The sequence below is a fragment of the Cupriavidus sp. JZ107 genome (genome assembly GCF_053903255.1).
The window spans coordinates 493,437-517,951 of sequence record NZ_CP096481.1 but is presented as its reverse complement, the minus strand read 5'-3'; the positions used below and the strand labels follow the sequence as shown (position 1 = coordinate 517,951).

Genomic DNA, 24,515 nt, shown 5'->3' with positions numbered 1-24,515 from the left:
TGACGCGAGCGGGGCGCCACGGGCCGGACCGCATCAGTCCGGCAGCGTGGCCGACCCCATCCGGCGCGCGATGATGCCGGCCTTGGCGCGGAAGTTGACGCGCACATGCGCGCAGTACTGCTTCTTGTCGAAGCATTTTGGCGCCGGCAGCGCCGCCGCCAGCCGCGCCGCCTGGCCCACGCTCAGGCGAGCGGCGCTGGTCTTGAAGTAGTGGCGCGCGGCCGCCTCGGCGCCGAACACGCCCTCGCCCCACTCGACCGAGTTCAGATAGATCTCGTAGATGCGCTGCTTGTCGAGCCAGAACTCCAGCATCCAGGTGATCAAGAGCTCCTGCCCCTTGCGCAGGTAATGCTGCTCCGGCGACAGGAACAGGTTTTTGGCCAGCTGCTGCGTGATGGTGGACCCGCCTCGCACGATATGGCCGCGCTTCTTGTTGCGCTCCCAGGCCTCGAGCATCGCGTCGAAGTCGTAGCCCGGATGATTGACGAAGTCGGCGTCCTCGCTGGCGATCACCGCCCGCTTCAGATTGCGCGAGATGTCGGCATACGGCACCCACTGCCGCTCGATGCCGCAGCTCCAGACGTTCCAGCCGCACAGGCGCCAACGCTCGGCGCGCATGAACGAGGTGGGACCGGGATCGACGATCTGCCACGCCGCGATCTGCAGGAAGAAGTAGACCTGCATCGCGACCACGCCGGCCAGCACGCTGCCCGCCAGCCAGGCGAGCCAGCGCAGCGGGGAGGAAGCGCCCGCGCGCGCGGACGCGGCGGCGGCACGGGAACGGATGGCGCGTTTGCGTTGGGCCAAGGCGGAACTCGCGTCGGTCGGTCGGCGAAAGTGGGCGAAATCGGGCGAAATCGGGCGAAAAAGCCGAACAAGCAAAAGACGAAATGACGGCAGGCGACAGGCGCGGCAATCAGCGTCCGGCCTGCGCTTCCTGCTGCAGCAGCGCCCGCAGTTCGTCGAGCACCGGCGCGGTGTCCGGATGCACGCCGCGCCAGAGATAAAAGGCCTGCGCCGCCTGCTCGACCAGCATGCCGAGACCGTCGGCGGTACGCGCGCCCTGCGCGGCCGCATAGCGCAGGAACACGGTCGGCTCGGCGCCGTACATCATGTCGTAGGCGAGCACGCCGTCGCCGAGCAGCGCCTCGGGTACCGGCGGCACCTCGCCCTGCAGGCTGCCGGCGGTCGCGTTGATCACCACCTCGCAGCCGTCCTCCTCGGACAGCCCGGCCAGCGCATCGAAGCCACCGCCCCACAGTTCGACGCCGGCCTCGCCGGCCGCCTCGGCAAAGTTCTCCAGCATCTCGCTGGCGCGATCGGCCGTGCGGTTGGCCACCACGATGCGGTCGGGCCGGCAATCGATCAGCGGCAGCATCGCGCCCATCGCCGCGCCGCCGGCGCCCAGCAGCAGGATGCGGCGGCCTTCGAGTTCGACGCCGAGGCGATCGACGATATCGCGCACCAGGCCGACGCCGTCGGTGTTGTCCCCGTGCAGCAGGCCGTCCTCCATCCACAGCGTGTTGACCGCGCCGGCGGCCTCGGCGCCGGGCGTCAGCCGGTCGGCCAGTTCGAAGGCCTGCACCTTGAACGGCGTCGTCACGTTCAGGCCCTGGCCGCCCTCGGCGAAGAACTGGCGCACGGTGCCGGCAAACCCGTCCAGCGGCGCCAGCAGCCGTTCATAGCTGAGCGCCTGCGCGGTCTGGCGCGCGAAGGCGGCGTGGATCTGTGGCGAGCGGCTGTGCGCGATCGGGTTGCCGACCACGGCATAGCGGTCCACGGCGAGGTCTGCGTTGGGCATCTGGGTAGGCGTAGTCATTTCAGTCTGCTGACAAGGCGCGATCGGGCTTGCGGTCCGCGATCCGAGTCATTTAGCGGCCAATTAGCGGGATTGCAGCCGGGTTTCCAGCCCGCTGCGCGAGAACTTGAACGTCGAAATCACTTCGAGAATATCGTAGCGGGCCCGCATCTCCGGCGAGAACTCGCCGAACGGCGCCGCTGCGCGCACGATCGCGATGGCCTGGCGGTCCAGCGCCGCGTTGCCCGAGCTCTTGACCAGCTCGACGCCGTCGACGCGATAGCCGCCGCGCTCGTAGCCGAGCCGGCCATGGCGGTCGACGTTGATCGCCACGATCAGCTCGCCATACAGCGGCTGGCCGCCACGGCGCGGAAAGTCGGCGGTGCCGCGCGCCTCGATCGTCTTGCGCAGGCGGTCGTAGTAGCGGGCGTAGACGACCTGCTGCGCGCTGGTCGCGGTGATCTGGTGACGCTTGGGCCGGCGCGCGTAGTGTTCCAGATTGCGGCCGATTTCGGCCTCCAGCCGCGCCATCTCGTCGAGCGAATCGTGCTCGTCCTGCCCGCGCGCCGGCGTATCGAGACGGCGCTCGCCCGGACGCAGCGGCTGGCTGTGGACCGGCGGCGCGCTCTCGCGCAGCTGCGTCATCAGCCGCTGCTGGCGCGCTTCGAGCAGATCGACGCGGCGCTGCACCTGGCGCACCAGATCGCCCTCACGCGGCACCGGCTGCGACGGCAGCGGGGTCGTGGCGCGCTGCTGCTGATGGTCGCCGCCGCCGTCGAGATCGGCCTGGGCCAGCGCGGCCGGCTTGAGCGGCTGCTGGCCCGACTTGGCATTGACCAGCACCACGTCGAGCGCGGTATCGCTGCGCTTGATCTCGAAGGCCTCCGGCGCGCCGAATCGCACCGCCAGCAGCAGCGCATGGACGGCCAGCGAGATCGCGACGGCCCTGGCCATCGTGCTGCTGCCTTGCCACCACTGGCGGAAAGCGCGACGGAGGTTCACGGCGGGCCGGGATCAGGAGGCAGCGGGGCCGCTGTTGCCGGCGCTCTTGGCAGCGCCGTCGCGTCCATCGGCGCTGTCGTCGGCGCTGTCGTCGGCGCTGTCGTCGGGGATGGCTTCGGCCGGCGGTTCGGCACCGGCACCGTCCACCGTCTCCGGCACCGTCTCGGCGCCCTGCTCGGCGGCCTCCTGCGCGATCTGCTCGGCCGCGACCTCGGCGGCGGCTTCGGCGGAGACCTCGGCCGATTCCTCGTCGCCTTCGAGTTCATCGGCGGGCAGCTCGCCTTCGCCGGCAAACACTTCCAGCACCCGGCAGCTGACTTCCAGCGTCAGCTCGTCGGTGCCGGCGATCTCGAGCAGCACCTGCGTGCCGCGCGCGGCCTGCGCGAGTTCGGGCACGCGCGTGACCAGCGGGATCTCGGCAAAGCGCACCGCGCCGTCCTTCAGCACGGTCGCCATCATGCGCTCACGCTTCTCCTGCGCGAGCCAGCGCAGGCACCAGTAACGCTCCATCGTCGACTGGTGCTCGGCATAGGCGGCATAGGTGCCTTCGAAATCGGCGACCGCGGCCAGCAGGTCAGCGTCCTTGGGCTTGAACGGCGCCACCAGCTTGGCGGTGATCCCGTGCTGGGCCGCCGCGATGATCTGCCATTGATTGACCAGATCGACATAGCGGCGCAGCGGCGACGTGCTCCACGCATACTGCGCGACGCCCAGGCCTTCATGCGGTGCCGGATAGGTCTGCATGCGGGTCCGGTGCATGCCCCAGGCCTTCTGCGTGCGGTAGATGCCCGGCACGCCGTGGTCGGCCAGCAGCTTGCCCCAGGTGCTGTTGGCCAGGATCATCAGCTCGGCGACGATCTTGTCCAGCGGCGAGCCGCGCTTGCGCTGCTCGATGCGCACGCGCTGGCTGCCGTCGTCCTGCTCGTCCAGATAGAAGCTGTAGTCGGCGCGGCTGTGCGATTCGGGCCGCAGGCCGCTGGCGACGCGCGCGCGCTGGCGCTCGTCGTAGAGGAAATTGGCAAAGCCCCACAGCGCGGTCAGCGCGTCGCGGAACGGATAGTCGCCGCTGCCTTCGGTCAGCGCGGCCTCGGTCACCACCTCGTCGAGCAGGTTGTGGCGCAGATTGGCGGCGATCTGGACCATCTCGGCGCGCGTCTCGCTGGCAAGGATCTGCTGCGCCGCCGGGTCGTAGATCACGTACAGCGACAGCGCCGGGCACTGCCGCCCTTCCTGCAGCGTGTAGCGCTCGACCACCGCATCGGGCAGCATCGTGATCTTGTCGCCGGGGAAGTAGACCGTCGACAGCCGCTGCCGCGCGATCGCATCGAGCGGATCGCCGCGGCGGATGCCCAGCCCCGGCGCCGCGATATGGATGCCGATGCGCAGGCGCCCCTCGTCCAGCGGCATCACCGACAGCGCGTCGTCGATCTCGGTGGTGGTGACATCGTCGATCGAGAACGCCTGGACCGGCGCCAGCGGCAGGTCGCCGGCAGGCTCGGGCACCGTGACCTCCGGGAAGCCGGTGCCCTTGGGGAAGCATTCCGACAGGAAGCGGGCCTCGTGCAGCGCGCGCGCGTTCGGCACGCCGCCGACCTCGATCATCAGCCGCATCGGCGACTTGCCAAGCGCGGTGCAGGCGGCATCGAGCGCCTTGTATTCGAGGCTGTTCTTGTCGGGCTTGAACAGCAGCGTCAGCACCTTGCCGCGGAACGCCTCGGGCAGCGTGCCCGCCTTCAGCTGCTGTTCGTATTCGGCCTGCACCAGCGCCTGCTGGCGCTTGCGCTCGAGCCCGGCCAGCGCCGCCTTCAGCTGGTCCTCGGGCGCGCGCTGGTAGCGGCCCCGGCCCTTGCGGCGGAAGTAGACCGGATTGCCGTGCAGCGCCATCGCCAGCGCCGCCTGCTGCGCGGGGCTGGCCGTCGCGCCGTAGTACTCGGCGGCCAGTTCGGTGAAGCCGAACTCCTGCTCGGGGGCGCATTCCCACAGGAAATCGAGGTCGATGTCGCCGGTCAGCGCCGCGGTCTGCGACAGCAGCTCGGCCGCGCTCGGCTGCGCAAACTGCAGCAGCACGTCGCGCGACTTGACCTTGGTGCGCTTGCCCGCGGGCAATTCGACCTGATAGGCCTCGCCTTGCTGGTTCAGCACGGTACCGGCGCGGATCTCGCCGCCTTCCTCGAACAACAACTGCATGGGATCAGGTCTTTCAGATATGCCGGAAACCGGGCGTCGGCGAGGCGCGCTGCCCGCCTCGGAAATGGATAAGCGTCACCGCCCGGCGCATGCCGGGCGGTGGGATCGTCGGCCGCGCACGCGGCGGCGGCCGGTCGTCAATGATACCGTACCGGGCTCGCGCGGCCGCCTGCCCTGCCACGCAATAAAACGTGTCGGCGGCGCCGGGCGAGCGGCGCAGAATCGCGCCCTCAGATCGACATGCCGCCGCTGGCCTCGATCGCGGTGCCGTTGATATAGCTGGCGTCGTCGCTGGCAAGGAAGGCGTAGATGCTGGCGATCTCGTCGGGCTCGGCCAGCCGGCCCAGCCAGCAGGCCTGCTTCATGCCGTCGAGCACCTTGTCGGGTACCGTCTGCAGGATCTCGGTGGCGACGAAGCCCGGACAGACCGCATTGACGCGCACGCCCTTGGGCCCGAGCTCGCGCGCCCAGGTCTTGGTGAAGCCGACCACGCCGAACTTGCTGGCCGCGTAATTGGTCTGGCCGAAATTGCCGTACAGGCCGACCACGCTGGAGGCGTTCAGGATCACGCCGCGGCCCTGCTCGATCATCGGACCGGCGACGGCCTGCGCGCAATGGAACACGCCCTTCAGGTTGACGTCGATCACCGCGTCGAACTGGGCCTCGGTCATCTTGACCAGCCGCGCGTCCTTGGTGATGCCGGCATTGTTGACCAGGATGTCGATCCGCCCGTGCTCGGCCAGCGTCGCCGCGACCATCGCGTCGACCTGCTCACGCTGCGTCACGTCGACCTGGTGCGCGCGGACGGCGGCGCCGTTCGGGCCAACGTCGGCCAGTTGCGCGGCGGCCTCCTGCACGCGTTCGGCGTTGACGTCGCACAGGATCACGATGGCGCCCTCGGCGGCGAAGCGCCGCGCGGTCGCAAAGCCGATGCCGGCGGCGGCGCCGGTGACGATGGCAATCCGTCCCTGAAGTTTCATCGTAGTGTTCTCGTGGTAGTGGGGTTGGCTGTCGTTATCGTTTTTTGTCCCGGCGCGCCGCCGCGTCTACCGCGGCGGACGCATCGGCACCGGCATGCCGGTCGCGGTGCGCGGCGCGGGCCGCGTGGCGAGGTCGGGCAGGAACACCTCGGTCACCAGCATCACGCCGGCGCCACGCCGGAACACCGAACGCCGCGCCGGCAACATCATCGCCGCCAGCTCGTCGCCGAACCCGGGCAGCGCGCGGCGCAGCCGCTGCGCCAGCGGATGATGCGGCAGCAGGCGGGCGAATTCGAACGGATCGCGGCGCACGCGCGGGTCGACGAACAGCGCGCCGCCCAGCGGCCGGTCGCCCAGTCCGCCAAGAAATGGCCAGTCGCGGCGCGCATGGCGCGGGTGGACGATGGTGTGGCCGAACACGGCCGGGGTGTTGTCGCAGACAAGCAGCACATCGCGGGCGATCACCGGCAGCGGCGCGCCCAGGCCCAAGGTGTGCCATTCGTCGGCCAGCGGACGCTCCATCCGCTGCGACAGCTTGCTGACGCGAAAGCGCGACGAGGCGCTGATCAGCCGCGCGGTCAGCGAACCTTCGCCGGTGATCCAGCGGCGCAGGTTGGCGCCCAGCGCCGCATCGAACGGCAGATGCCCGCTCCAGGCACAGCGGCGCACGCGCGCCGCGCAAACGTCAGGCATCGGCGCCGTCCTTGCCGCCTGGCCTTTTTCCGTTCTCCTTGCCACCGTCCGCGGTGTTGCCGTAGCCGCAGAAGTCCAGCACCTCGTCGACATAGTCGGCGAACTCGCTGATGCCGTGGTCGCTGCCTTCGATCACGCGGATGCGCGCGCCAGGGCAGGATGCCACCATCTCGCGGTAATCGAGCACCTCGTCGCCGGTCGCGGCGATCAAATAGAAACGTTCCGGATGGCGCAGCGTGTCGACGCGCAGGTCCAGCAGTTCCTGCAGATGGTGGCGCTCGACCTTGACCGAACCGCCGCCATGCCACAGCGGCTGCTCGCCGAGGTGGCGCTCGAGATCGGTCCACGGATGCACGGCGGGGTTCAGCAGCACCGTGGGGCAGCCGTGCCGCTCGCCGAGCCAGCGCGCGTAGTAGCCGCCGAGCGAGGAGCCGACGACGGCGAGCGGCCGATCACTGGATTGGCGGGCCGCGGCGATCGCAGCCTCGGCCTGCTCGATTGCCCGAGCCGGCGACACGTCCAGCATCGGGCAGGCGTAGTAGCGGCCAAGGCCGCGCTCGCGCAGGCGCCGCTGCACCAGTTGCGCCTTGAACGAGCGCGGTGACGAACGGAATCCGTGCAGATACAACAGCATCGGCGCCGCTCCGCTCAGCCCCTGGCCGGCGCCGCCAGCGCGTCCAGCAGCTTCTGATGGACGCCGCCGAAGCCGCCGTTGCTCATCACCAGCACATGGTCGCCCGGCCGCGCGGCGGCGCGCACCGCCGCGACCAGTGCCTCCAGGTCGTCGAAGGCCGCGGCGCGCTCGCCCAGCGGCGCCAGCGACTCGGCCAGGTCCCATCCCAGCGCGTCCTTGCCGCTGGGCGCGCCATAGCCGAACACCAGGTCGGCCAGCTCCAGGCTGGCGGGCAGTTGCGCCTTCATCACGCCGAGCTTCATGGTATTGGAGCGCGGCTCCAGCACCGCGAGGATGCGCGACGCGCCGACGCGCCGGCGCAGGCCGTCGAGCGTGGTCTGGATCGCGGTCGGATGGTGGGCAAAGTCGTCGTAGACGGTGACGCCGCCGGCCATGCCACGCACTTCCATGCGGCGCTTGACGTTGGCGAAGCGGCTCAGCGCATCGATCGCCTGCGCGGGCGGCACGCCGACATGGCGGGCGGCCGCGATCGCGGCCAGCGCGTTCATGCGGTTGTGCACGCCCTGCAGCGTCCATTGCACGCGGCCGACCACGGTCTCGCCGTGCCAGACGTCGAAGGCATCCAGCCCCGGGTTCGCCGCGGCAGTGTCGGCGGCATCGCTGGCGCGCCAGTCGCCGGTACCGAACTGCTCGACCTCGCTCCAGCAGCCGCGCTCGAGCACACGCGCCAGGCTCTCTTCCAGGCCATTGACCAGCAGCCGCCCCTGGCGCGGCACGGTGCGCACCAGATGATGGAACTGGGTCTCGATCGCGGCAAGATCGGGGAAGATGTCGGCGTGATCGAACTCCAGATTGTTCAGGATCGCGGTGCGCGGCCGGTAGTGGACAAACTTGCTGCGCTTGTCGAAGAAGGCCGTGTCGTACTCGTCGGCCTCGATCACGAAGAAGTCCGACGGCGTGACGCGCGCCGACACGCCGAAGTTCTGCGGCACGCCGCCGACCAGGAAGCCCGGCTCGTAGCCGGCGTCCTGCAGGATCCACGCCAGCATCGAGGTCGTCGTGGTCTTGCCGTGGGTGCCGGCCACAGCCAGCACCCACTTGCCGCGCAGCACGTGTTCGCCGAGCCATTGCGGGCCGGACACATAGGGCAGGTTGCGGTCCAGGATCGCTTCCATCAGCGGATTGCCGCGCGAGACCACGTTGCCGATCACGAACAAGTCCGGCTCCAGCGACAGCTGGGCCGGATCGAAGCCCTCGATCAATTCGATCCCCTGGGCCTCGAGCTGCGTGCTCATCGGCGGATAGACATTGGCGTCGCAGCCGGTGACGCGGTGACCGGCCTGCTTGGCCAGCACGGCAAGGCCGCCCATGAAGGTGCCGCAGATACCGAGGATATGAATATGCATGGGGATCGGTGAACAGCCGGATGGAAAGCGAGGGTTGATGGCGCGAGCCCGCGGCGAAGGCCCTTGCGAGCTCGACGGCGGCTTGACGATGGCTTGACGGTGGCGCGTCGGCGGGCATCGATGGCGCACTGGACAGGGTCATCGGCGCGACCGCACCGTGCCGCAGTGCCGCATTGTACCGTGCGAGCCGGGCCTCGGCGGCAGCGGGTATCATCGTGGGATGTCACGACGTACCTCCATCGATCCGGCGCGCCTGCGCAACGAGATCGCCCAAGCCGCCGCCCGGATGATCGCCGAGGATGGCGCCGACTACGCCACCGCCAAGCGCAAGGCCGCCCGCCAGCTGCTCGGCGACGTGCGCATCGCCGGCGACTGGCTGCCCGACAACGAGATGGTCGAGGACGAGGTCCGCGCCTATCAGGCGCTGTTCCATGCCGACAGCCAGCCGCGCATCGTCGCGCTGCTGCGCCGCGTGGCGCTGCTGGCGATGCAGGATCTGGCCGGTTTCCGCCCCTATCTGGCGGGCGCCGTGCTCAACGGCACCGCCACCGAGCACTCCGACATCCACCTTCAATGCTTCTGCGACAGCCCCAAGGACGTCGCGCTGCATCTGCTCAATGCCGGCGTCGACTTCGAGACCAGCGAGACGCGGCACTTCGCCAACAAGGGCGAGGTCGAGACGCTGAGCTTCCTGTGGCGCGGCCAATGGCCGGCGCAGCGCGAGGCGCGCCTGCTGGCCGGCGAGGTGCGCGCCGAACTTGGCGCACCGGTCGGCATTCATATTGCGCTGTACGACGCGAATGACGAACGCGGCGCGCGCGGCGAGGCCGGGGGCCGGCCGCTGCGGATCGACGAGGACGCCTTGCGCACGTTGATCGCGGCGGATGAGGCAGCCGCGGACGACAGGACTGCCGACGGCGACACCATCTAAATAAAAATGGCGCCGATAGCGCAGCAAACCGGCGCCAACATTCCTCTTCCCTGCTCGAGGCCTTCATGAAAGCCGATTCGTCGACCTCCACCACCCCGCCTTCCGCACCGCAACCGGCGCGGCGCGGCCGTCTGCTGTTCTGGCTGGCGATCGCCGTCGCCGCCGCGATCGCCGGCGCGGTCGTCGGTAGCCGTGTCTTCTCGCCGCAGCCGGCCAGCGACCAGGCCGTCGAGGCGCTGTACCGCATCGAGCTGCCGGACGCGGACGGCAAGCCGATCCGGATGGACGCGTTGCGGGGCAAGACCGTGGTCGTCAACTTCTGGGCGCCCTGGTGCGGCCCCTGCGTCGAAGAAATGCCGGACCTGACCGCGCTGCACAAGGAATACCAGTCCCGCGGCGTCGAATTTGTCGGCATCGGCATCGATTCGGCCAGCAATATCCGCGAGTTCGTCCAGAAGGTGCCGGTCGCCTACCCGTTGGCCGTGGCGGGATTCGCCGGCACCGAACTGACCCGCAGCTTCGGCAACGCCGCCGGCGGCCTGCCCTACACGGTGGTGATCGACCCGGAAGGTGTGGTGCGGATGCGCAAGATGGGACGCGTGATGCCCGATGAACTGCGCGCCGTGCTGCCCAAGGGATCATGAGCCCGGCCTGCCGACGTGTGCCGCCGGCGCGGTTTTGCCGGCTTCTGCAGCGAACCGGCCCGCAATTGTGGCGAAATGGTGCGGCGCGCGGCGATTAACGGGTCTGATGCACTCAGATGCGGTGCATCGTGCCCCTCCAAGGCGGGATTCGCGGATCCGCCTTGTACCGTGTGCTAGACAAATCCCTCTAAGCTACGGTAATCTCCGCGCAATTTCGTAGAACTGGTCGAGCTGCCGTGACCGATATCCGTCCAAGCCCTAGCGCCGCCCGCTACCGTCAGGTACTGGTCCTCCATGGACCGAACCTGAACTTGCTGGGCACGCGGGAGCCGCAGACGTATGGCACGACCACGCTGGCCGACATCGATGCCGCGCTCGGGCAGCGCGCTGCCGCCGCGGGCATCGGACTGGCGACGTTCCAGTCCAACCACGAAGGTGCGTTGATCGACCGTATCCATGCCGCGCGCGAGCAGGGTGTGGATTTCATCATCATCAATCCCGCCGCCTACACGCACACCAGCGTGGCGTTGCGCGACGCGCTGGCGGGCGTGTCGATACCGTTCGTCGAAGTGCACCTGTCGAACGTGCATCGCCGCGAGAGCTTCCGCCACCGGTCCTATTTTTCCGATCTGGCGGTCGGCGTGATCTGCGGGCTCGGTTGGCAAGGCTATCTGCTGGCGCTGGACTACGCCCTCGGGCAGGAACAGGCGCCGCCCGGGGCCTGAGCCCCGCGTCGAATCAGAAACAGACACAGTACCCATGGCGCGCGCCGGTGTGCGCGCCCTCGCCGGCTCCCCCGCGTGCCCGGCGCGGCGGCGCGATTGCCGGCCGCAACGATTTTCTCCGGGCCCCCGCCATCGCGGCGGTGCCGGACAACCCGATTCAGGAGGATAGAAGATGGACCTGCGCAAGCTGAAGACGCTGATCGACCTGGTGGCCGAATCCGGCATCTCCGAGCTGGAGGTCACCGAGGGCGAAGGCAAGGTGCGCATCGTCAAGGCGCCGCCCCAGGTGTTGGCCCAGCCGATGCCGATGCAGGCCGCCCCGGCGATCGCCGCCGCGCCGGCCCCGGCCGCCGCGCCCGCCGCGATCCCCGCCGAACCGGCCGCGCCCCAGCTGCCCCAGGGCCACGTCGTGACCTCGCCGATGGTCGGCACCTTCTATCGCGCGCCGTCGCCCGGCGCGGCGCCTTTCGTCAACGTCGGCGACACGGTCAAGGAAGGCCAGACCGTCTGCATCATCGAGGCGATGAAGCTGCTCAACGAGATCGAGTCCGACAAGGCAGGCGTGATCAAGGAAATCCTGGTCGAGAACGGCCAGGCGGTCGAATACGGCCAGCCGCTGTTCGTCATCGGCTGATTCTGAGGACGGCACGCCCGGCCCACACGCTGTCCACGCCCGCACGATGCGGGCGTTTCGCGTGGCGGCGTGCGGCGCCGGCCGCCGGTCGCGACGCGGCGTCCATTGCCCGCCCCCGGCGTGACCGCCCTTTCCGCTGCGCAGAGAGAGACTATGTTCGAAAAGATACTGATCGCGAACCGCGGCGAAATCGCCCTTCGCATCCAGCGCGCCTGCCGCGAGCTCGGCATCAAGACCGTGGTGGTCTATTCCGAAGCCGACAAGGAGGCCAAGTACGTCAAGCTGGCCGACGAAGCGGTCTGCATCGGCCCGGCCCCCTCCCCCCAGTCGTACCTCAACATGCCCGCCATCATCTCGGCGGCCGAGGTCACCGACGCACAGGCGATCCACCCGGGCTACGGCTTCCTGTCGGAGAACGCCGACTTCGCCGAACGCGTGGAAAAGTCCGGCTTCGTCTTCATCGGCCCGACCCCGGAATGCATCCGGCTGATGGGCGACAAGGTGTCGGCCAAGCAGGCGATGATCAAGTCCGGCGTGCCGTGCGTGCCGGGCTCCGAGGGCGCGCTGCCCGAGGATCCGAAGGAGATCCTGGCGACCGCGCGCCGGGTCGGCTATCCGGTCATCATCAAGGCGGCCGGCGGCGGCGGCGGACGCGGCATGCGCGTGGTGCACACCGAGGCCGCGCTGCTGAACGCCGTCAACATGACGCGCGAGGAAGCGGGCCGCGCGTTCGGCAATCCGGAGGTCTACATGGAGAAATTCCTGGAGAACCCCCGGCATATCGAGATCCAGGTGCTGGCCGACCAGCATCGCCAGGCGATCTGGCTGGGCGAGCGCGACTGCTCGATGCAGCGCCGCCACCAGAAGGTCATCGAGGAAGCGCCGGCTCCGCACATTCCGCGCCGCCTGATCGAGCGGATCGGCGACCGCTGCGCCGATGCCTGCAAGAAGATCGGCTATCGCGGCGCCGGCACGTTCGAATTCCTGTACGAGAACAACGAGTTCTACTTCATCGAGATGAACACGCGCGTGCAGGTCGAGCATCCGGTGACCGAGATGATCACCGGCATCGACATCGTGCAGGAGCAGATCCGCATCGCCTTCGGCGAGAAGCTGCGCTACCGCCAGAAGGACGTGCAGTTCCGCGGCCACGCGATCGAATGCCGCGTGAACGCCGAGGATCCGTTCAAGTTCACGCCGTCGCCGGGCCGCATCACCGCCTGGCACGCGCCGGGCGGCCCCGGCGTGCGGGTCGATTCGCACGCGTATGATGGCTATTTCGTGCCGCCGCACTACGATTCGATGATCGGCAAGCTGATCACCTACGGCGCCACCCGCGAGCAGGCGATCGCCCGCATGCGGATCGCGCTGTCGGAGATGGTGGTCGACGGCATCCAGACCAATGTGCCGCTGCACCGCGAGCTGATGCTCGACGCCAACTTCGTCGAAGGCGGCACCAGCATCCACTATCTGGAGCACCGCCTGGCCCAGAAGAGCGTGGCCAAGGGCGAGAAGGTCTGAGACGGCCCGGACAGTCCAGGCAGCAATGGCGGTAATGGCGGTAATGGCAGTAACCGCGGTAACGGCAGTTTGACGGCCGCCCCGCCCACCACGGCAGGCGGCCAGCATGGGGAAAGTGCGTGGCATTTCAGGAATGTGTAATCGAGATTGCCCAGGATCAGGCCGAGGCCTGGTCCGACGCGCTGTTCGAGCTCGGTGCGCTGTCGGTCTCGGTCGAGGACGCGGACGCCGACACGCCCGATGAGCAGCCGCTGTTCGGCGAGCCGGGCATGGAACCGACCCGCCTGGCATGGCAGCACTCGCGGCTGGTCGCGCTGTTCGATCAGGACACCGATCCGGCGCTGGTGCTGGCCGCCGCGGCCAACGCGCTGGGCTGCGCGGTGCCCGCCAGCGTCGTGCGCAGCGTCGAGGACCAGGACTGGGTGCGGCTGACGCAGTCGCAGTTCGAACCGATCCGGATCGGCGAGCGCATCTGGGTGGTGCCGTCCTGGCACGATGCGCCCGACCCCGACGCCGTCGTGCTGGAGCTCGATCCGGGCCTCGCCTTCGGCACCGGCAGCCATCCGACCACGCGGCTGTGCATGCAGTGGCTGGAGCAGAACCTCAGGCCGGGCGAGACCGTGCTCGACTATGGCTGCGGCTCCGGCATCCTGGCCATCGTCGCCAGGAAGCTCGGCGCCGGCGACACGCTGGGCGTCGATATCGATCCGAACGCCGTCGAGGCCTCGCGCTACAACGCCGAGCGCAACCGCGTCAGCGCGACCTTCGCGCTGCCGGACGAGGCCGCGGCACTGGCTGCCTCCACCGGCACCGCGACCCATGACCTGGTGGTCGCCAATATCCTGTCCAACCCGCTGAAGCTGATGGCCGCGATGCTGAGCGCGCGCGTACGGCCGGGGGGCCGGCTGGTGCTGTCCGGCGTGCTCGAACGGCAGGCCGACGAGGTCGCCGCCGCCTACGCGCCGTGGCTGCCGCTGAGCGTCTGGCGCAGCGACGAAGGCTGGGTCTGTCTGCATGGCACCCGCGCCTGACGCCGACCATCCCGAACTTCCCGAAGACGCCCGGCGCGAGGCCGGGCCGCAGCATGCCGGCCGCGATGCCGGCACGGATACCGGCACCCACGCCAGCCCCGACGCAAACGCCGACACCGGCAACGTCGACACCAACGCCGGCACCAACGCCGGCACCAAACGCAGCCTGAGCGCCGGCGGCTATCTGCGCGCACGGGCCGTCGAATCCAACGAGATCGCACCGAGCGCGATCGCGCGCGAACAGGCGATGCGCCGCTGGCAAGGCGGCGCCGCGCCCGACACCGTTCCCTTCTCCGCCGATCTGTCCGGCACGCCCGAAGAGGCCGCGCTGGCGGCGCGGCGTGCGGCCGCGCGCGGCCGTCGCCTGCGCTGGGCCGCGGCCGCCGCGGCGCTGGCCGCGCTGCTCGCGTCGATCGCCGCCGCGCTGCTGTGGCGCACCGAACTGGCCGGGCGTGTGCCCGCGCTGCGGCCGGGGCTCGAGGCGGCCTGCGCACCGCTGGGCTGCCGCGTGCTGCCGGCCAGGCAGCTCGCCGCGCTGCGCATCGACGGCTCGCAGCTGCAGATGCCCGATGCCGGCGCCGACGACTATCTGCTGACGATGACGCTGCGCAACGAGGGCCGCGCGCTGGTGGCGCTGCCGGCGATCGAGCTGGTGCTGACCGATGCGCAGGATCGCCCGGTGCAGCGGCTTGTGCTGATGCCGGCCGACTACCTGCCGGCCGCGCAGCGAGCGCGCGATCCGGATGGCGCCACGGGCCTGCAGGCGGGCGCCGAGCTGCCCCTTCAGGTACGATTCCGGACTCGGCAGGCCGCGGACAACTACCGCGTGTCGGTCTTTTATCCCTGACCATCGCCGAGCATCCTCGAACCATCCCCGAATCCCCGGGATGCGCCGCCGCGGCATCCGGCCGCGCGCCGCGTCCCCTTCAACCCAGGAGCGACCATGAGCACTGTGACCCTCGGCGGCAACCCGATCGAAGTCGGCGGCAAATTTCCCCAACCCGGTGACAAGGCCCCCGCATTCTCGCTGGTCGGCAAGGACCTGAAGGACGTGACGCTGGCCGACTTCGCCGGCAAGCGCAAGGTCCTCAATATCGTGCCGAGCCTGGACACGCCGGTGTGCCAGGCCTCGGCCCGCAAGTTCAACGAGAAAGCCAGCGCGCTGGCCGACACCGTGGTGCTGACGATCTCGGCCGACCTGCCGTTCGCGATGGGCCGCTTCTGCACCGCGGAAGGCCTGAACAATGTGGTGCCGCTGTCGACGATGCGCGGCGCGCAGTTCAAGAACGACTACGGCGTCGACATCAAGAGCGGCCCGCTGGCCGGCGTGACCGCCCGCGCGGTGGTGGTGCTCGACCAGAACGACACGGTGACCTACAGCCAGCTGGTGCCAGAGATCAAGAACGAGCCGGACTACGACGCGGCGCTGGCGGCGTTGAAGTAAGCGCGAGGCCGAACCCCTTTGCTCTCCCTCTCCTCAGGGGGAGAGGGCCGGGGAGAGGGAGGTGGTTTCAAACGGCAGTGGCATGGCCACCGCCCTCTGCCCTCTCCCCCGCCCCTCTCCCGCAGGCGGGAGAGGGGAGACAAACCACCAGCAGCACCAGCAGCACCAGCAGCACCAGCAGCACCACCAGCGAACCACCAGTACCAAAACACCTTGGAGCATCCATGCCCAGCCTGATCTGCGGCTCCGTCGCCTACGACACCATCATGACGTTCGAGGGCCGGTTCCGCGAACACATCCTGCCGGACCAGATCCACATGCTCAATGTGTCCTTCCTGGTCCCCGGCATGCGCCGCGAATTCGGCGGCTGCGCCGGCAATATCGCCTACAGCCTGAAGCTGCTCGGCGGCGAGCCGGTGGTGATGGCGACGGTCGGCGAGGATGCCGGCCCGTATCTGGACTACCTGCGCGCGCTCGGCATCGGCACCGAGCATATCCGCATGCTGCCCGATACCTTCACCGCGCAGGCGATGATCACCACCGATCTGGAGAACAACCAGATCACCGCCTTCCACCCGGGCGCGATGAACCAGTCGCAGCTGTCGCACGTGCAGGACGCACTGAAGGGCGAGCGTGCGCCGCGGCTGGGCATCGTCGCGCCGGACAGCCGCGAAGGGATGCTGCACCACGCCCGGCAATTCGCCGAGGCCGGCGTTCCGTTCATCTTCGACCTCGGCCAGGCGATGCCGCTGTTCGGCGGCGAGGACCTGCGCCAGTTCGTCGAGCTGGCCAGCTACGTGACCGTCAACGATTACGAAGGACAGGTGCTGCTCTCGCGCACCGGCTGGAGCAGCGCCGAAGTGGCCGCCCGCGTGCGCGCCTTCATCGTGACGCACGGCGAGCGCGGCGCCACCATTCACGCCGATGGCCGGCAGTACAATATTCCCGCGGTGCAGGCCGAACGGGTCGTCGACCCGACCGGCTGCGGCGACGCCTTCCGCGGCGGCCTGCTGTACGGCATCGAACAGGGCTTCGACTGGGAAACTACCGGTCGGCTCGCGAGTCTGATGGGGGCGATCAAGATCGCGCACCAGGGACCCCAGAACTACAAGGTCTCGCGCGAGCAGATCGGCCAGATGTTCGAGTCGGCATTCGGCTACCGTTACGCGTAAACCCTCGCTGGGGAATCACCATGCAAACCCTTCTCCGAACCTGCGGCGTCGCGCTCGTGGCGGCCGCCAGTCTCGTGGCCGGCTGCGCCACGCAATCGAACTCCGCCAGCATCTATACGCCGGGGCAGGCGCAGCGTGAACAGACGCTGCGCTATGGTGTGGTCGAGAGCGTGCGCGAGGTGATGATCCAGGGTCAGCAATCGGGCGTCGGCACGCTCGCGGGCGGCGCCATCGGCGGCATCGCGGCCGGCAGCTCGATCGGCAGCGGCAGCGGCTCGGTGGCGGCCGGCATCCTGGGCGCGGTGCTGGGCGGCATGGCCGGCAGCGCGATCGAGAACCGCGTCGATCAGCGTCGCGGGCTGGAGATCACGGTGCGCCTGGACAATGGCGAGATGCGCGCGATCACGCAGGACGCCGACGAGATCTTCCGTCCGGGCGAACGCGTGCGGCTGCTGTCCTCGGGCGGCGTCACGCGCGTCACGCACTGAGCATCGCCACCAAGCGGCGCGCTTCACCGGCCGTCGATCGAGACGCCGCCCCCTTCGGGGGGGCGGCGTTTTTCTTTGTGGTCCCAGCCCGGCGGTATTCTCCCTCTCCCCCTCAAGGGGAGAGGGCTGGGGAGAGGGAGGTGGTTTCAAACGGCAGTAGCATGGCCATGGTCCTTGCCCTCTCCCCCGGCCCCTCTCCCGCAAGCGGGAGAGGGGGAGCAGTCCTGCGGGTTATCGATCGGTGCACCCGCCCAAAATGAAAAACCCGCCGCGGCTTGCGCCGGCGGCGGGTTGGCAGGACCACTGTCATGCCGACCGGATACGAGGTATCCGGTCATTCGGGCACGCGAAGGTGCCCCGAGGATTCCCGCAGGAATCAAGCGCGCACGGGTCGCGCTTCAACGCTTACGGACGGCTGCCGGTCGGGAACGGCCAGGCGGCGGCCGGGCTCAGCGCGGTCTTGGCGGCCGGCGCGGGAGCCGAGGCAGGCGACGAGGCAGGGGCCGCGGCAGGCTGGGCGGCGGCCTTCTTGCCGGCAGCCTTCTTCGCCGGCGCCTTCTTCGCGGCAGCCTTCTTGGCCGGCGCGGCCTTCTTGGCGGTCGCCTTCTTCGCGGTGGTCTTCTTGGCCGCGGCCTTCTTGGCCGGTGCCGCCTTCTTCGCCGCTACCTTCTTGGTCGCGACCTTCTTGGCGGGGGCCTTCTTCGCTGCAGCCTTCTTGGCCGGTGCGGCCTTCTTCGCCGCTACCTTCTTGGTCGCGACCTTCTTGGCGGGAGCCTTCTTCGCTGCAGCCTTCTTGGCCGGCGCCGCCTTCTTCGCCGCTACCTTCTTGGTCGCGACCTTCTTGGCGGGGGCCTTCTTCGCTGCGGCCTTCTTGGCCGGCGCCGCCTTCTTAGCGGCGACCTTCTTCACCGCGGTCTTCTTGGCCGGTGCGGCCTTCTTGGCGGCTGCCTTCTTGGCGGGCGCGGCCTTCTTGGCCGCAGGTTTCTTCTTCGCAGTCGTTGCCATGGATGACTCCTTCACTAAAGCGTGAATATCGAATGTCCAAAATTGGCGACCCGACCGACCCGAGGCGTTAATGCCTGCAAGCCGCAGGCTTGCAAACCCCAGTCGAGCGAGCGATTCATCGGCGTGCCGCAATACGGCTGCCGCACGCTAATGAATTCCTTGGCGGGCGCCTTGCGCAGGGCAAGGCTTCCGTGGCGACGTGCAACGCGATGACCCGCGCGCAACGCTCGTCGCGTCCCGCAGTATTCGATCCGCTCGCGCGTCGTTGCCCGACGACACGCGGCTTCAAAGTAGGAGTATTCCGACGGCAGACCTGCATTCGCGGTCATGGCCCGCGCCAGGCAGACGCCGTGTTGTTCGAGGTAGCGAACCCATCCCGTCAATGGGCCACAGGAGACTGTACGCGTTGTAAGAAGCCAGCCCGGTCTGGTCTGCGTCAAAGTTCTGTTGCTCCTCGGCTACCTGCATCACTGCATCGAATCGCGCCGCGGTTGTTGTTCGAGTTCTTCGCTTTGCGATGTCCTGCTTCATGCAATGAAGAGAGACTCTTGTCAAGGCGAATCATAATTCGTTTGGTCGGTGATGTTAAGAAAAAAGTTCCAAAAAATCACGCCATCGAATGCGCGCGCTTTGCAATGACGAACGCATCGATGCAATGACACGCGCGACGCGCTGTCGAGACACGCGTCGCATGCCGCGACGACACGCTCGCCGACCCTCTGCGTTGCTCGCATCGCGGCTCCGTCGACATGCCGACGACGCACTGGTCGAGCCGCGCGTGAAGACCTTGCGGCAACGATCGCGTGGACCGCTCGAAGGCCTTCGAGCGGACACGCAGAAGACACGAGGGAGAACCCGCATGCTCGCCGCAAAGCCGCATGCAACAAGGCTTTGCGGCAAGCAGTGAAGAGCGGTCGCGCGTGCCATGCGCGCGCTGCGCGTCGCGCGACGCGGCGGCGTCGAGGCGCATCGCGGCCGCGTGCGATCGCGACGACGGCAGTCCGGCGACGAGCGCGCCGATGATGCCGACGGCCATCGCGACAGCGAAGCGCGCATCGCGCATCGGCTTCGCATCGCGCGCCATCGCGCATCGCGCGCGCGCGCCGTTCGAGTGATGCGTCGACGCAACGCTTTGCCATTCGCGAGCTCGGTATCGCTGCCGCATCGACGCCTCATCGACGCCTCATCGACCCCGGATCGACGCCCGATCGACGCCTCACCGATGCGCGATCGACTGTCGAACGACGCTCGATCGATGACCGTCGATGGTCATTGCCCACGGTCGACCACCACCATCGGCCTTGGTCGATCTCGATCGCTCGTACGTGCGCGCTGTCGGACGACGGCGGACACCAACGTCGCGCCACCGCTGTGCGATGCATGCGCCGACGGCATGCGGACATGCGCAGATTTCGTTACCGCCCACGCCGGCCCAGCTTCTAACATCGGCCGTCCGGCCCGCTGCGCCAGCCGCACGCGGGCGCCTGCCCATCCCAGAGGAGAACGCCATGAAGAGGAGAACCCCATGCAAGCGAGCGTAGCCCACGCCGACGCGCTGCCCGTCACTCACGCGAGGGAACGCCGCCGCGCCATCGTCGCGACGGTGATCGGCAACGGCCTCGAGTGGTTCGACTTCACCGTCTACAGCTTCTTCGCGGTGATCATCGCCAGGCTGTTCTTTCCGACCGGCAACGACCTGTCGTCGCTGCTGCTGGCGGTCGCCACCTTCGGCGTCGGCTTCTTCATGCGTCCGGTCGGCGGCATCGTGCTCGGCATCTATGCCGACCGCGTCGGCCGCAAGCAGGCGTTGTCGCTGACCATCCTGCTGATGGCGGTGGGCACCACCATCATCGGCATCGCCCCGACCTACGACCAGATCGGCGTGTTCGCGCCGCTGCTGATCGTGATCGCGCGGCTGATGCAGGGCTTCTCCGCCGGCGGCGAGATGGGCGGCGCGACCGCCTTCCTGACCGAGTACGCGCCGGCCCGCCAGCGCGCCTTCTACTCGAGCTGGATCCAGGCCAGCATCGGCGTCGCGGTGCTGCTCGGCGCCGCGGTCGGTACCTTCGTCACCAGCGCGCTGAGCCCGGAGGCGCTGAACAGCTGGGGCTGGCGCCTGCCCTTCCTGCTGGGCATCGTCATCGGTCCGGTCGGCTACTACATCCGCCATCACCTGGACGAAACGCCAACCTTCCGCGACAACGCCGAGCGCTCCGACTCGCCGCTCAAGGAGATCGTGCAGACCTACCCGCGCGAGACCACGGCCAGCTTCTCGATGGTGATCCTGTGGACCGTCTGCACCTACGTGCTGCTGTTCTATATGCCGACCTACTCGGTCAAAGTGCTCCAGGTGCCGCAGTCCACCGGCTTCATCGCCGGCATGGTCGGCGGACTCGCGATCATGGTGTTCTCGCCGATCGTCGGCTGGCTCGCCGACCGCATCGGCCGCCGCGCGCTGCTGTCCGGTTCGGCGCTGCTGATCCTGCTGCTGGCCTATCCGATGTTCTTCTATATCAACCAGGTGCCGGGCCTGGTATCGCTGCTGGTGTTCCAGCTGGTGTTCGGGGTGCTGATCGCCGCGTACACCGGCCCGATCCTGGCGGCCTTCTCCGAACTGTTCCCGGCCAAGGTGCTGTCGACCGGCCTGTCGGTCGCCTACAACCTGGCGGTGACGATCTTCGGCGGCTTCGCCTCGTTCATCATCACCTGGCTGATCGCCAGCACCGGCAGCACCATGGCGCCCGCCTTCTACGTGATGATCGCCGCCGCGATCAGCTTCGTCGGCACCCGCTTCGTCCGCGAGCCGGCCTATCTGCAACGACACTGATTTACCGATGACCAGAATCCTGCTTCAGGGCGGCAACGTCCTCGACCCGGCGCACGGCAGCCTGCTGCGCCGCCATGACGTGCTGATCGACGGCGAGCGCATCGCCGCGGTATCGGCCACGCCGCTCGACCTGCCCGACGCCCCCGACCTGCGGCGCATCGACGTCGCCGGCAAGACCGTGATGCCGGGGCTGATCGACTGCCACGTGCACGTGCTGGCCTCGCTGGCCAACCTTGGTTTGAACGCGACGCAGCCCAATGTGCTGGTCGCGATCCGCGCGCTGCCGATCATGCGCGCGATGCTCGAGCGCGGCTTCACCACCGTGCGCGATGCCGGCGGTGCCGACTGGGGCCTGTCGCAGGCGGTGGAGAGCGGCCTGATCCCCGGTCCGCGCATCTTCCCCTCGGGCAAGGCGCTGTCGCAGACCGGCGGCCACGGGGACTTCCGTCCGCGCGGCGACACGCTGGAGCCGTGCTCGTGCGCGTTCCGCGCCGGCGCCATCGCGCGCGTGGTCGACGGCGTCGACGCGGTGCGGCTGGCGGTGCGCGAGGAGATCCAGAAGGGCGCGACGCAGATCAAGATCATGGCCTCGGGCGGCGTCGCCTCGCCGACCGATCCGATCGCCAACACGCAATACAGCGAGGCCGAGATCCGCGCCATCGTCGAGGAGGCCGAGGCCGCGCAGACCTATGTCGCGGCGCACGCCTACACGCCGCGCGCGATCGCGCGTGCGGTGCGCTGCGGCGTCCGTTCGATCGAGCACGGCAACCTGGTGGACCGCGCCGCCGCCGAGGTCATGCGCGAGCATGGCGCCTTCGTGGTGCCGACCGTGATCACCTACGAGGCGCTGGCGCGGGATGGCGCGCGGCTCGGCCTGCCGGCCGAGTCGGTGGCCAAGATCGAGACCGTGCGCCAGGCCGGCCACGACTCGCTGCGCATCTACGCCGAGGCCGGCGTGCCGATGGCCTTCGGCTCCGACCTGCTCGGCGAGATGCACCAGTGCCAGAGCGAGGAGTTCCGCATCCGCGCCGACGCGCTCGGCAACCTGGAAGCGATCCGCTCGGCGACCTCGATCGCCGCCGCGCTGCTGCAGCGCGAGAACGAGCTCGGCACGGTGCGCGCCGGCGCGCTGGCCGACCTGCTGGTGGTCGACGGCGACCCGCTGGCCGACATCGGCTTGCTGATGGGACAGGGCGAGCATCTGGCGGTAGTGATGCAGCGCGGGCGGATTCATATGCGCGCCGCGCGGTAGCGCTTCGGTACGTCCACCTTTGTCGTTCTCCCCCCTGCCCTACATGGGGAGAGGGTTGGGAGAGGGGAGCGCTGCAGGACTCCCACTACCCCTCAGGGGGGAGTGGGTTGGGGAGAGGGGGTGGTGTAGAAGCCCGGCGGCACCGCGACCGCCCTTGCCCTCTCCCCGCCCCTCTCCCGCAAGCGGGAGAGGGGAGCACCCGTGCGCGGGCGTGCTCGATGTCGTGGCCCATCGCTCCACTATCATGGCGGCTTGACCGACCGGACGCCGCCATGCGCATTGCCCCGCTTCCTCCGCTGCCCTGCCTGATCGCCTTCGAGGCGGCGATGCGGCACGGCAGCTTCACCCGCGCCGCCGCCGAGCTGCATCTGACACAGAGCGCGATCAGCCGGCAGGTCGCGCAGCTCGAGCAATTCCTCGGCAAGAAGCTGTTCGTGCGCGAGCCGCGCGCGCTGCGGCTGACCGTCAGCGGCCAGCGCTATGCCGAGGTGGTGCAGCGGCTGCTGGTCGGCTGCGCGGAGGCGACGGAGGATGTGATGAAGCGCAAGGGGCATACCGAGCTGTCGGTGGCCTGCTCGTCCGGCGTCGCGGTGCCGTGGCTGACGCCGAGGCTGGCGCGCTTTCGCGCCGCGCATCCGGACATCCACCTGCGCCTGGTCGTCAACGACAGCCTCGCCTCGATGTCGGGCGCCGAGTTCGATATCGGTCTCTATTACCTGCGCGAAGGACCGCCCCCCGCGTTCGCGGCGCGGCGGCTCTATGACGAGGAAGTGTTCCCGGTCTGCACGCCCGGCTATCTGCGCGGCCGCTCGCTGGCGCCCGCCGACCTCGTCGACGAGACGCTGCTGGTGCTCGAAGACGCGCAGCGCAACTGGATGTCATGGGAATCCTGGCTCGGCCAGAACGGCCTGCCGGATGCACGGCCGCACCATCGCGTGGTGGCCAACCAGTATCCGATCCTGCTGCAGCTGGCGATCGAAGGCCACGGCATCGTGCTGGCCTGGCGCCATATGATCGATGCGTGCCTGCGCGACGGCCTGCTGGTGCGCGCCACGCAGGCGAGCGCGACGCTGGGCGGCGGCTACTACGCGGTGTGGCCGCGCGAACGCGCCGAGCCCGCCGCGGCCCGTGCCTTCCGGCAATGGCTGGTGCAGCAGAGCGGCATCGACGGCCGCGCCGGAGATCGAAGCGCCGATGGATGAAGCGTCGATCGATGCGCGCCGATGACCGAGCCCGGGCCGCTCAGGATATCGGCAACCCCGACCCAGAACACAAGGAGCGATTCGCCATGAAAGACGTGCTGCTGCCCTGCGGTGAACGCGTGCCGGCCCTCGGCATGGGAACCTGGAATATCGGCGACGATCGTTCGCGCCGCGCCGAGGAGATCGCCACGCTGCAACTCGGCCTGGACCTTGGCCTGCGGCTGATCGATACCGCCGAGATGTATGGCGAGGGGCTGTCGGAACAACTGGTCGGCGAAGCGATCGCGGGCCGGCGCGACGAGGTCTTCCTGGTCACCAAGGTCTATCCGCACAACGCCGGCCGGCGCGACGCGGTGGCCGCCTGTGAACGCAGCCTGCGCCGGCTGCGCACCGACCGCATCGACCTGTATCTGCTGCACTGGCGCGGCGGCGTGCCGCTGGCCGAAACGATGGAGGCCTTCCTGGCGCTGCAGCAGGCCGGCAAGATTCGCCACTTCGGCGTCAGTAACCTCGACCTCGACGACATGCGCGAGCTGTGGAAGGTACCGGGCGGCGATCGCGTCCAGACCAATCAGCTGCTGTACAACCTGGGCCGCCGCGGCATCGAATGGGACCTGCTGCCGTGGCTGCGCGAGCGCGGCGTGCCGGTGATGGCCTACTCGCCGATCGAGCAGGCCCGGCTGCTGCGCCATGCCGGCCTGAAGGCGTTCGCCGCGCGTCATGGCATCGCACCGGCGCAGGCGGCACTGGCCTGGCTGCTTGCGCGCGACGGCATCATCGCCATCCCGAAGACGAGCCGGCGCGACGCGCTGCGCGAGAACGCCGCGGCGCTGTCGGTCGCGCTCGATGCCGCGCAGCTGGCGGAGCTCGACGCCCTGTTCCCGGCGCCGCGCGGGCCGCGTCCGCTGGAGATGCTGTAGCGGCCTGCCGCGGAGGGAG

26 protein-coding genes are annotated in these 24,515 nt (G+C 69.1%); 14 read left to right on the top strand and 12 right to left on the bottom strand.

Features of this window, described 5'->3' with window-relative positions:
- Positions 1 to 33 precede the first annotated feature (33 nt).
- The 8 genes from mtgA to mpl all read right to left on the bottom strand — a co-directional run bounded on the left by mtgA (position 34) and on the right by mpl (position 8,700).
- Entirely contained in the window at positions 34 to 735 is a 702-nt protein-coding gene (gene mtgA / locus M1D55_RS11960; RefSeq protein ID WP_456282697.1) for a monofunctional biosynthetic peptidoglycan transglycosylase, read from the bottom strand.
- 181 nt (positions 736 to 916) lie between these two features.
- Complete coding sequence (gene aroE, locus M1D55_RS11955) at positions 917 to 1,801, bottom strand: shikimate dehydrogenase (RefSeq protein WP_232207296.1); 885 nt, start codon at positions 1,799 to 1,801, stop codon at positions 917 to 919.
- A gap of 81 nt (positions 1,802 to 1,882) precedes the next feature.
- Positions 1,883 to 2,752 carry an energy transducer TonB gene (locus tag M1D55_RS11950; protein ID WP_006577332.1) on the bottom strand — a complete coding sequence of 290 codons (870 nt, stop codon included), beginning with the start codon at positions 2,750 to 2,752 and terminating at the stop codon, positions 1,883 to 1,885.
- Positions 2,753 to 2,812: 60 nt separating this feature from the next.
- Positions 2,813 to 4,987: a ribonuclease catalytic domain-containing protein gene (locus M1D55_RS11945; RefSeq protein WP_456282252.1), complete on the bottom strand. Its 2,175-nt coding sequence runs from the start codon at positions 4,985 to 4,987 to the stop codon at positions 2,813 to 2,815.
- A gap of 230 nt (positions 4,988 to 5,217) precedes the next feature.
- Complete coding sequence (fabG, locus tag M1D55_RS11940; RefSeq protein WP_456282251.1) at positions 5,218 to 5,967, bottom strand: 3-oxoacyl-ACP reductase FabG; 750 nt, start codon at positions 5,965 to 5,967, stop codon at positions 5,218 to 5,220.
- 66 nt (positions 5,968 to 6,033) lie between these two features.
- Positions 6,034 to 6,660 carry a chorismate--pyruvate lyase family protein gene (locus M1D55_RS11935; protein WP_064577383.1) on the bottom strand — a complete coding sequence of 209 codons (627 nt, stop codon included), beginning with the start codon at positions 6,658 to 6,660 and terminating at the stop codon, positions 6,034 to 6,036.
- On the bottom strand, positions 6,653 to 7,294 hold the full coding sequence (locus M1D55_RS11930) for a YqiA/YcfP family alpha/beta fold hydrolase (RefSeq protein WP_456282250.1): 642 nt from the start codon (positions 7,292 to 7,294) through the stop codon (positions 6,653 to 6,655). Before M1D55_RS11930 ends, M1D55_RS11935 begins: the two co-directional genes overlap by 8 nt.
- Before the next feature lie 14 nt (positions 7,295 to 7,308).
- Positions 7,309 to 8,700 (bottom strand): UDP-N-acetylmuramate:L-alanyl-gamma-D-glutamyl-meso-diaminopimelate ligase, encoded by a 1,392-nt coding sequence (mpl, locus tag M1D55_RS11925; RefSeq protein WP_456282249.1) that lies wholly within the window; start codon positions 8,698 to 8,700, stop codon positions 7,309 to 7,311.
- 220 nt (positions 8,701 to 8,920) lie between these two features.
- On the opposite strand from mpl, the gene M1D55_RS11920 reads away from it, so the two are divergent.
- The 8 genes from M1D55_RS11920 to tpx all read left to right on the top strand — a co-directional run bounded on the left by M1D55_RS11920 (position 8,921) and on the right by tpx (position 15,630).
- A complete protein-coding gene (locus tag M1D55_RS11920; protein WP_023265172.1) occupies positions 8,921 to 9,631 on the top strand; it encodes a hypothetical protein in 711 nt (236 codons plus the stop codon).
- Between the two features lie 65 nt (positions 9,632 to 9,696).
- Positions 9,697 to 10,275, top strand: a complete 579-nt coding sequence (locus M1D55_RS11915) for a TlpA family protein disulfide reductase (RefSeq protein WP_064577380.1) — start codon at positions 9,697 to 9,699, stop codon at positions 10,273 to 10,275.
- 245 nt (positions 10,276 to 10,520) lie between these two features.
- Positions 10,521 to 11,000, top strand: coding sequence for a type II 3-dehydroquinate dehydratase (aroQ, locus tag M1D55_RS11910; RefSeq protein WP_043442635.1), 480 nt, complete (start codon positions 10,521 to 10,523; stop codon positions 10,998 to 11,000).
- 172 nt (positions 11,001 to 11,172) lie between these two features.
- Positions 11,173 to 11,634 carry an acetyl-CoA carboxylase biotin carboxyl carrier protein gene (accB, locus tag M1D55_RS11905; protein ID WP_456282248.1) on the top strand — a complete coding sequence of 154 codons (462 nt, stop codon included), beginning with the start codon at positions 11,173 to 11,175 and terminating at the stop codon, positions 11,632 to 11,634.
- Between the two features lie 153 nt (positions 11,635 to 11,787).
- Entirely contained in the window at positions 11,788 to 13,155 is a 1,368-nt protein-coding gene (gene accC, locus M1D55_RS11900; RefSeq protein WP_006579042.1) for an acetyl-CoA carboxylase biotin carboxylase subunit, read from the top strand.
- Between the two features lie 119 nt (positions 13,156 to 13,274).
- Entirely contained in the window at positions 13,275 to 14,186 is a 912-nt protein-coding gene (prmA, locus tag M1D55_RS11895) for a 50S ribosomal protein L11 methyltransferase (RefSeq protein ID WP_456282247.1), read from the top strand.
- Complete coding sequence (locus M1D55_RS11890) at positions 14,170 to 15,033, top strand: DUF3426 domain-containing protein (protein WP_456282246.1); 864 nt, start codon at positions 14,170 to 14,172, stop codon at positions 15,031 to 15,033. Before prmA ends, M1D55_RS11890 begins: the two co-directional genes overlap by 17 nt.
- A 96-nt stretch (positions 15,034 to 15,129) precedes the next feature.
- Positions 15,130 to 15,630 carry a thiol peroxidase gene (gene tpx / locus M1D55_RS11885; RefSeq protein ID WP_064577233.1) on the top strand — a complete coding sequence of 167 codons (501 nt, stop codon included), beginning with the start codon at positions 15,130 to 15,132 and terminating at the stop codon, positions 15,628 to 15,630.
- A gap of 67 nt (positions 15,631 to 15,697) precedes the next feature.
- Here the strand turns inward: tpx and M1D55_RS11880 are convergent, their stop codons facing one another.
- Complete coding sequence (locus M1D55_RS11880) at positions 15,698 to 15,856, bottom strand: hypothetical protein (protein WP_456282245.1); 159 nt, start codon at positions 15,854 to 15,856, stop codon at positions 15,698 to 15,700.
- On the opposite strand from M1D55_RS11880, the gene M1D55_RS11875 reads away from it, so the two are divergent.
- Positions 15,855 to 16,802, top strand: coding sequence for a carbohydrate kinase family protein (locus M1D55_RS11875; RefSeq protein ID WP_006579693.1), 948 nt, complete (start codon positions 15,855 to 15,857; stop codon positions 16,800 to 16,802). The genes M1D55_RS11880 and M1D55_RS11875 overlap by 2 nt on opposite strands.
- Before the next feature lie 20 nt (positions 16,803 to 16,822).
- A complete protein-coding gene (locus M1D55_RS11870; protein ID WP_064577234.1) occupies positions 16,823 to 17,290 on the top strand; it encodes an outer membrane lipoprotein in 468 nt (155 codons plus the stop codon).
- Between the two features lie 405 nt (positions 17,291 to 17,695).
- On the opposite strand, the gene M1D55_RS11865 is transcribed toward M1D55_RS11870, so the two are convergent.
- From M1D55_RS11865 to M1D55_RS11855, 3 genes are all read right to left on the bottom strand, one after another.
- Positions 17,696 to 18,295, bottom strand: a complete 600-nt coding sequence (locus M1D55_RS11865) for a histone H1-like DNA-binding protein (protein WP_023264369.1) — start codon at positions 18,293 to 18,295, stop codon at positions 17,696 to 17,698.
- A gap of 14 nt (positions 18,296 to 18,309) precedes the next feature.
- Positions 18,310 to 18,624, bottom strand: a complete 315-nt coding sequence (locus M1D55_RS11860; RefSeq protein WP_456282244.1) for a hypothetical protein — start codon at positions 18,622 to 18,624, stop codon at positions 18,310 to 18,312.
- A gap of 278 nt (positions 18,625 to 18,902) precedes the next feature.
- Positions 18,903 to 19,460 (bottom strand): hypothetical protein, encoded by a 558-nt coding sequence (locus M1D55_RS11855; RefSeq protein ID WP_156526619.1) that lies wholly within the window; start codon positions 19,458 to 19,460, stop codon positions 18,903 to 18,905.
- Positions 19,461 to 19,820: 360 nt separating this feature from the next.
- On the opposite strand from M1D55_RS11855, the gene M1D55_RS11850 reads away from it, so the two are divergent.
- The 4 genes from M1D55_RS11850 to M1D55_RS11835 all read left to right on the top strand — a co-directional run bounded on the left by M1D55_RS11850 (position 19,821) and on the right by M1D55_RS11835 (position 24,496).
- Positions 19,821 to 21,122: an MFS transporter gene (locus tag M1D55_RS11850; RefSeq protein ID WP_064577236.1), complete on the top strand. Its 1,302-nt coding sequence runs from the start codon at positions 19,821 to 19,823 to the stop codon at positions 21,120 to 21,122.
- Positions 21,123 to 21,129: 7 nt separating this feature from the next.
- Positions 21,130 to 22,374: a metal-dependent hydrolase family protein gene (locus tag M1D55_RS11845; RefSeq protein ID WP_064577237.1), complete on the top strand. Its 1,245-nt coding sequence runs from the start codon at positions 21,130 to 21,132 to the stop codon at positions 22,372 to 22,374.
- A gap of 272 nt (positions 22,375 to 22,646) precedes the next feature.
- A complete protein-coding gene (locus M1D55_RS11840) occupies positions 22,647 to 23,576 on the top strand; it encodes a LysR substrate-binding domain-containing protein (protein ID WP_456282243.1) in 930 nt (309 codons plus the stop codon).
- Between the two features lie 86 nt (positions 23,577 to 23,662).
- A complete protein-coding gene (locus M1D55_RS11835; protein WP_456282242.1) occupies positions 23,663 to 24,496 on the top strand; it encodes an aldo/keto reductase in 834 nt (277 codons plus the stop codon).
- Positions 24,497 to 24,515: the final 19 nt, after the last annotated feature.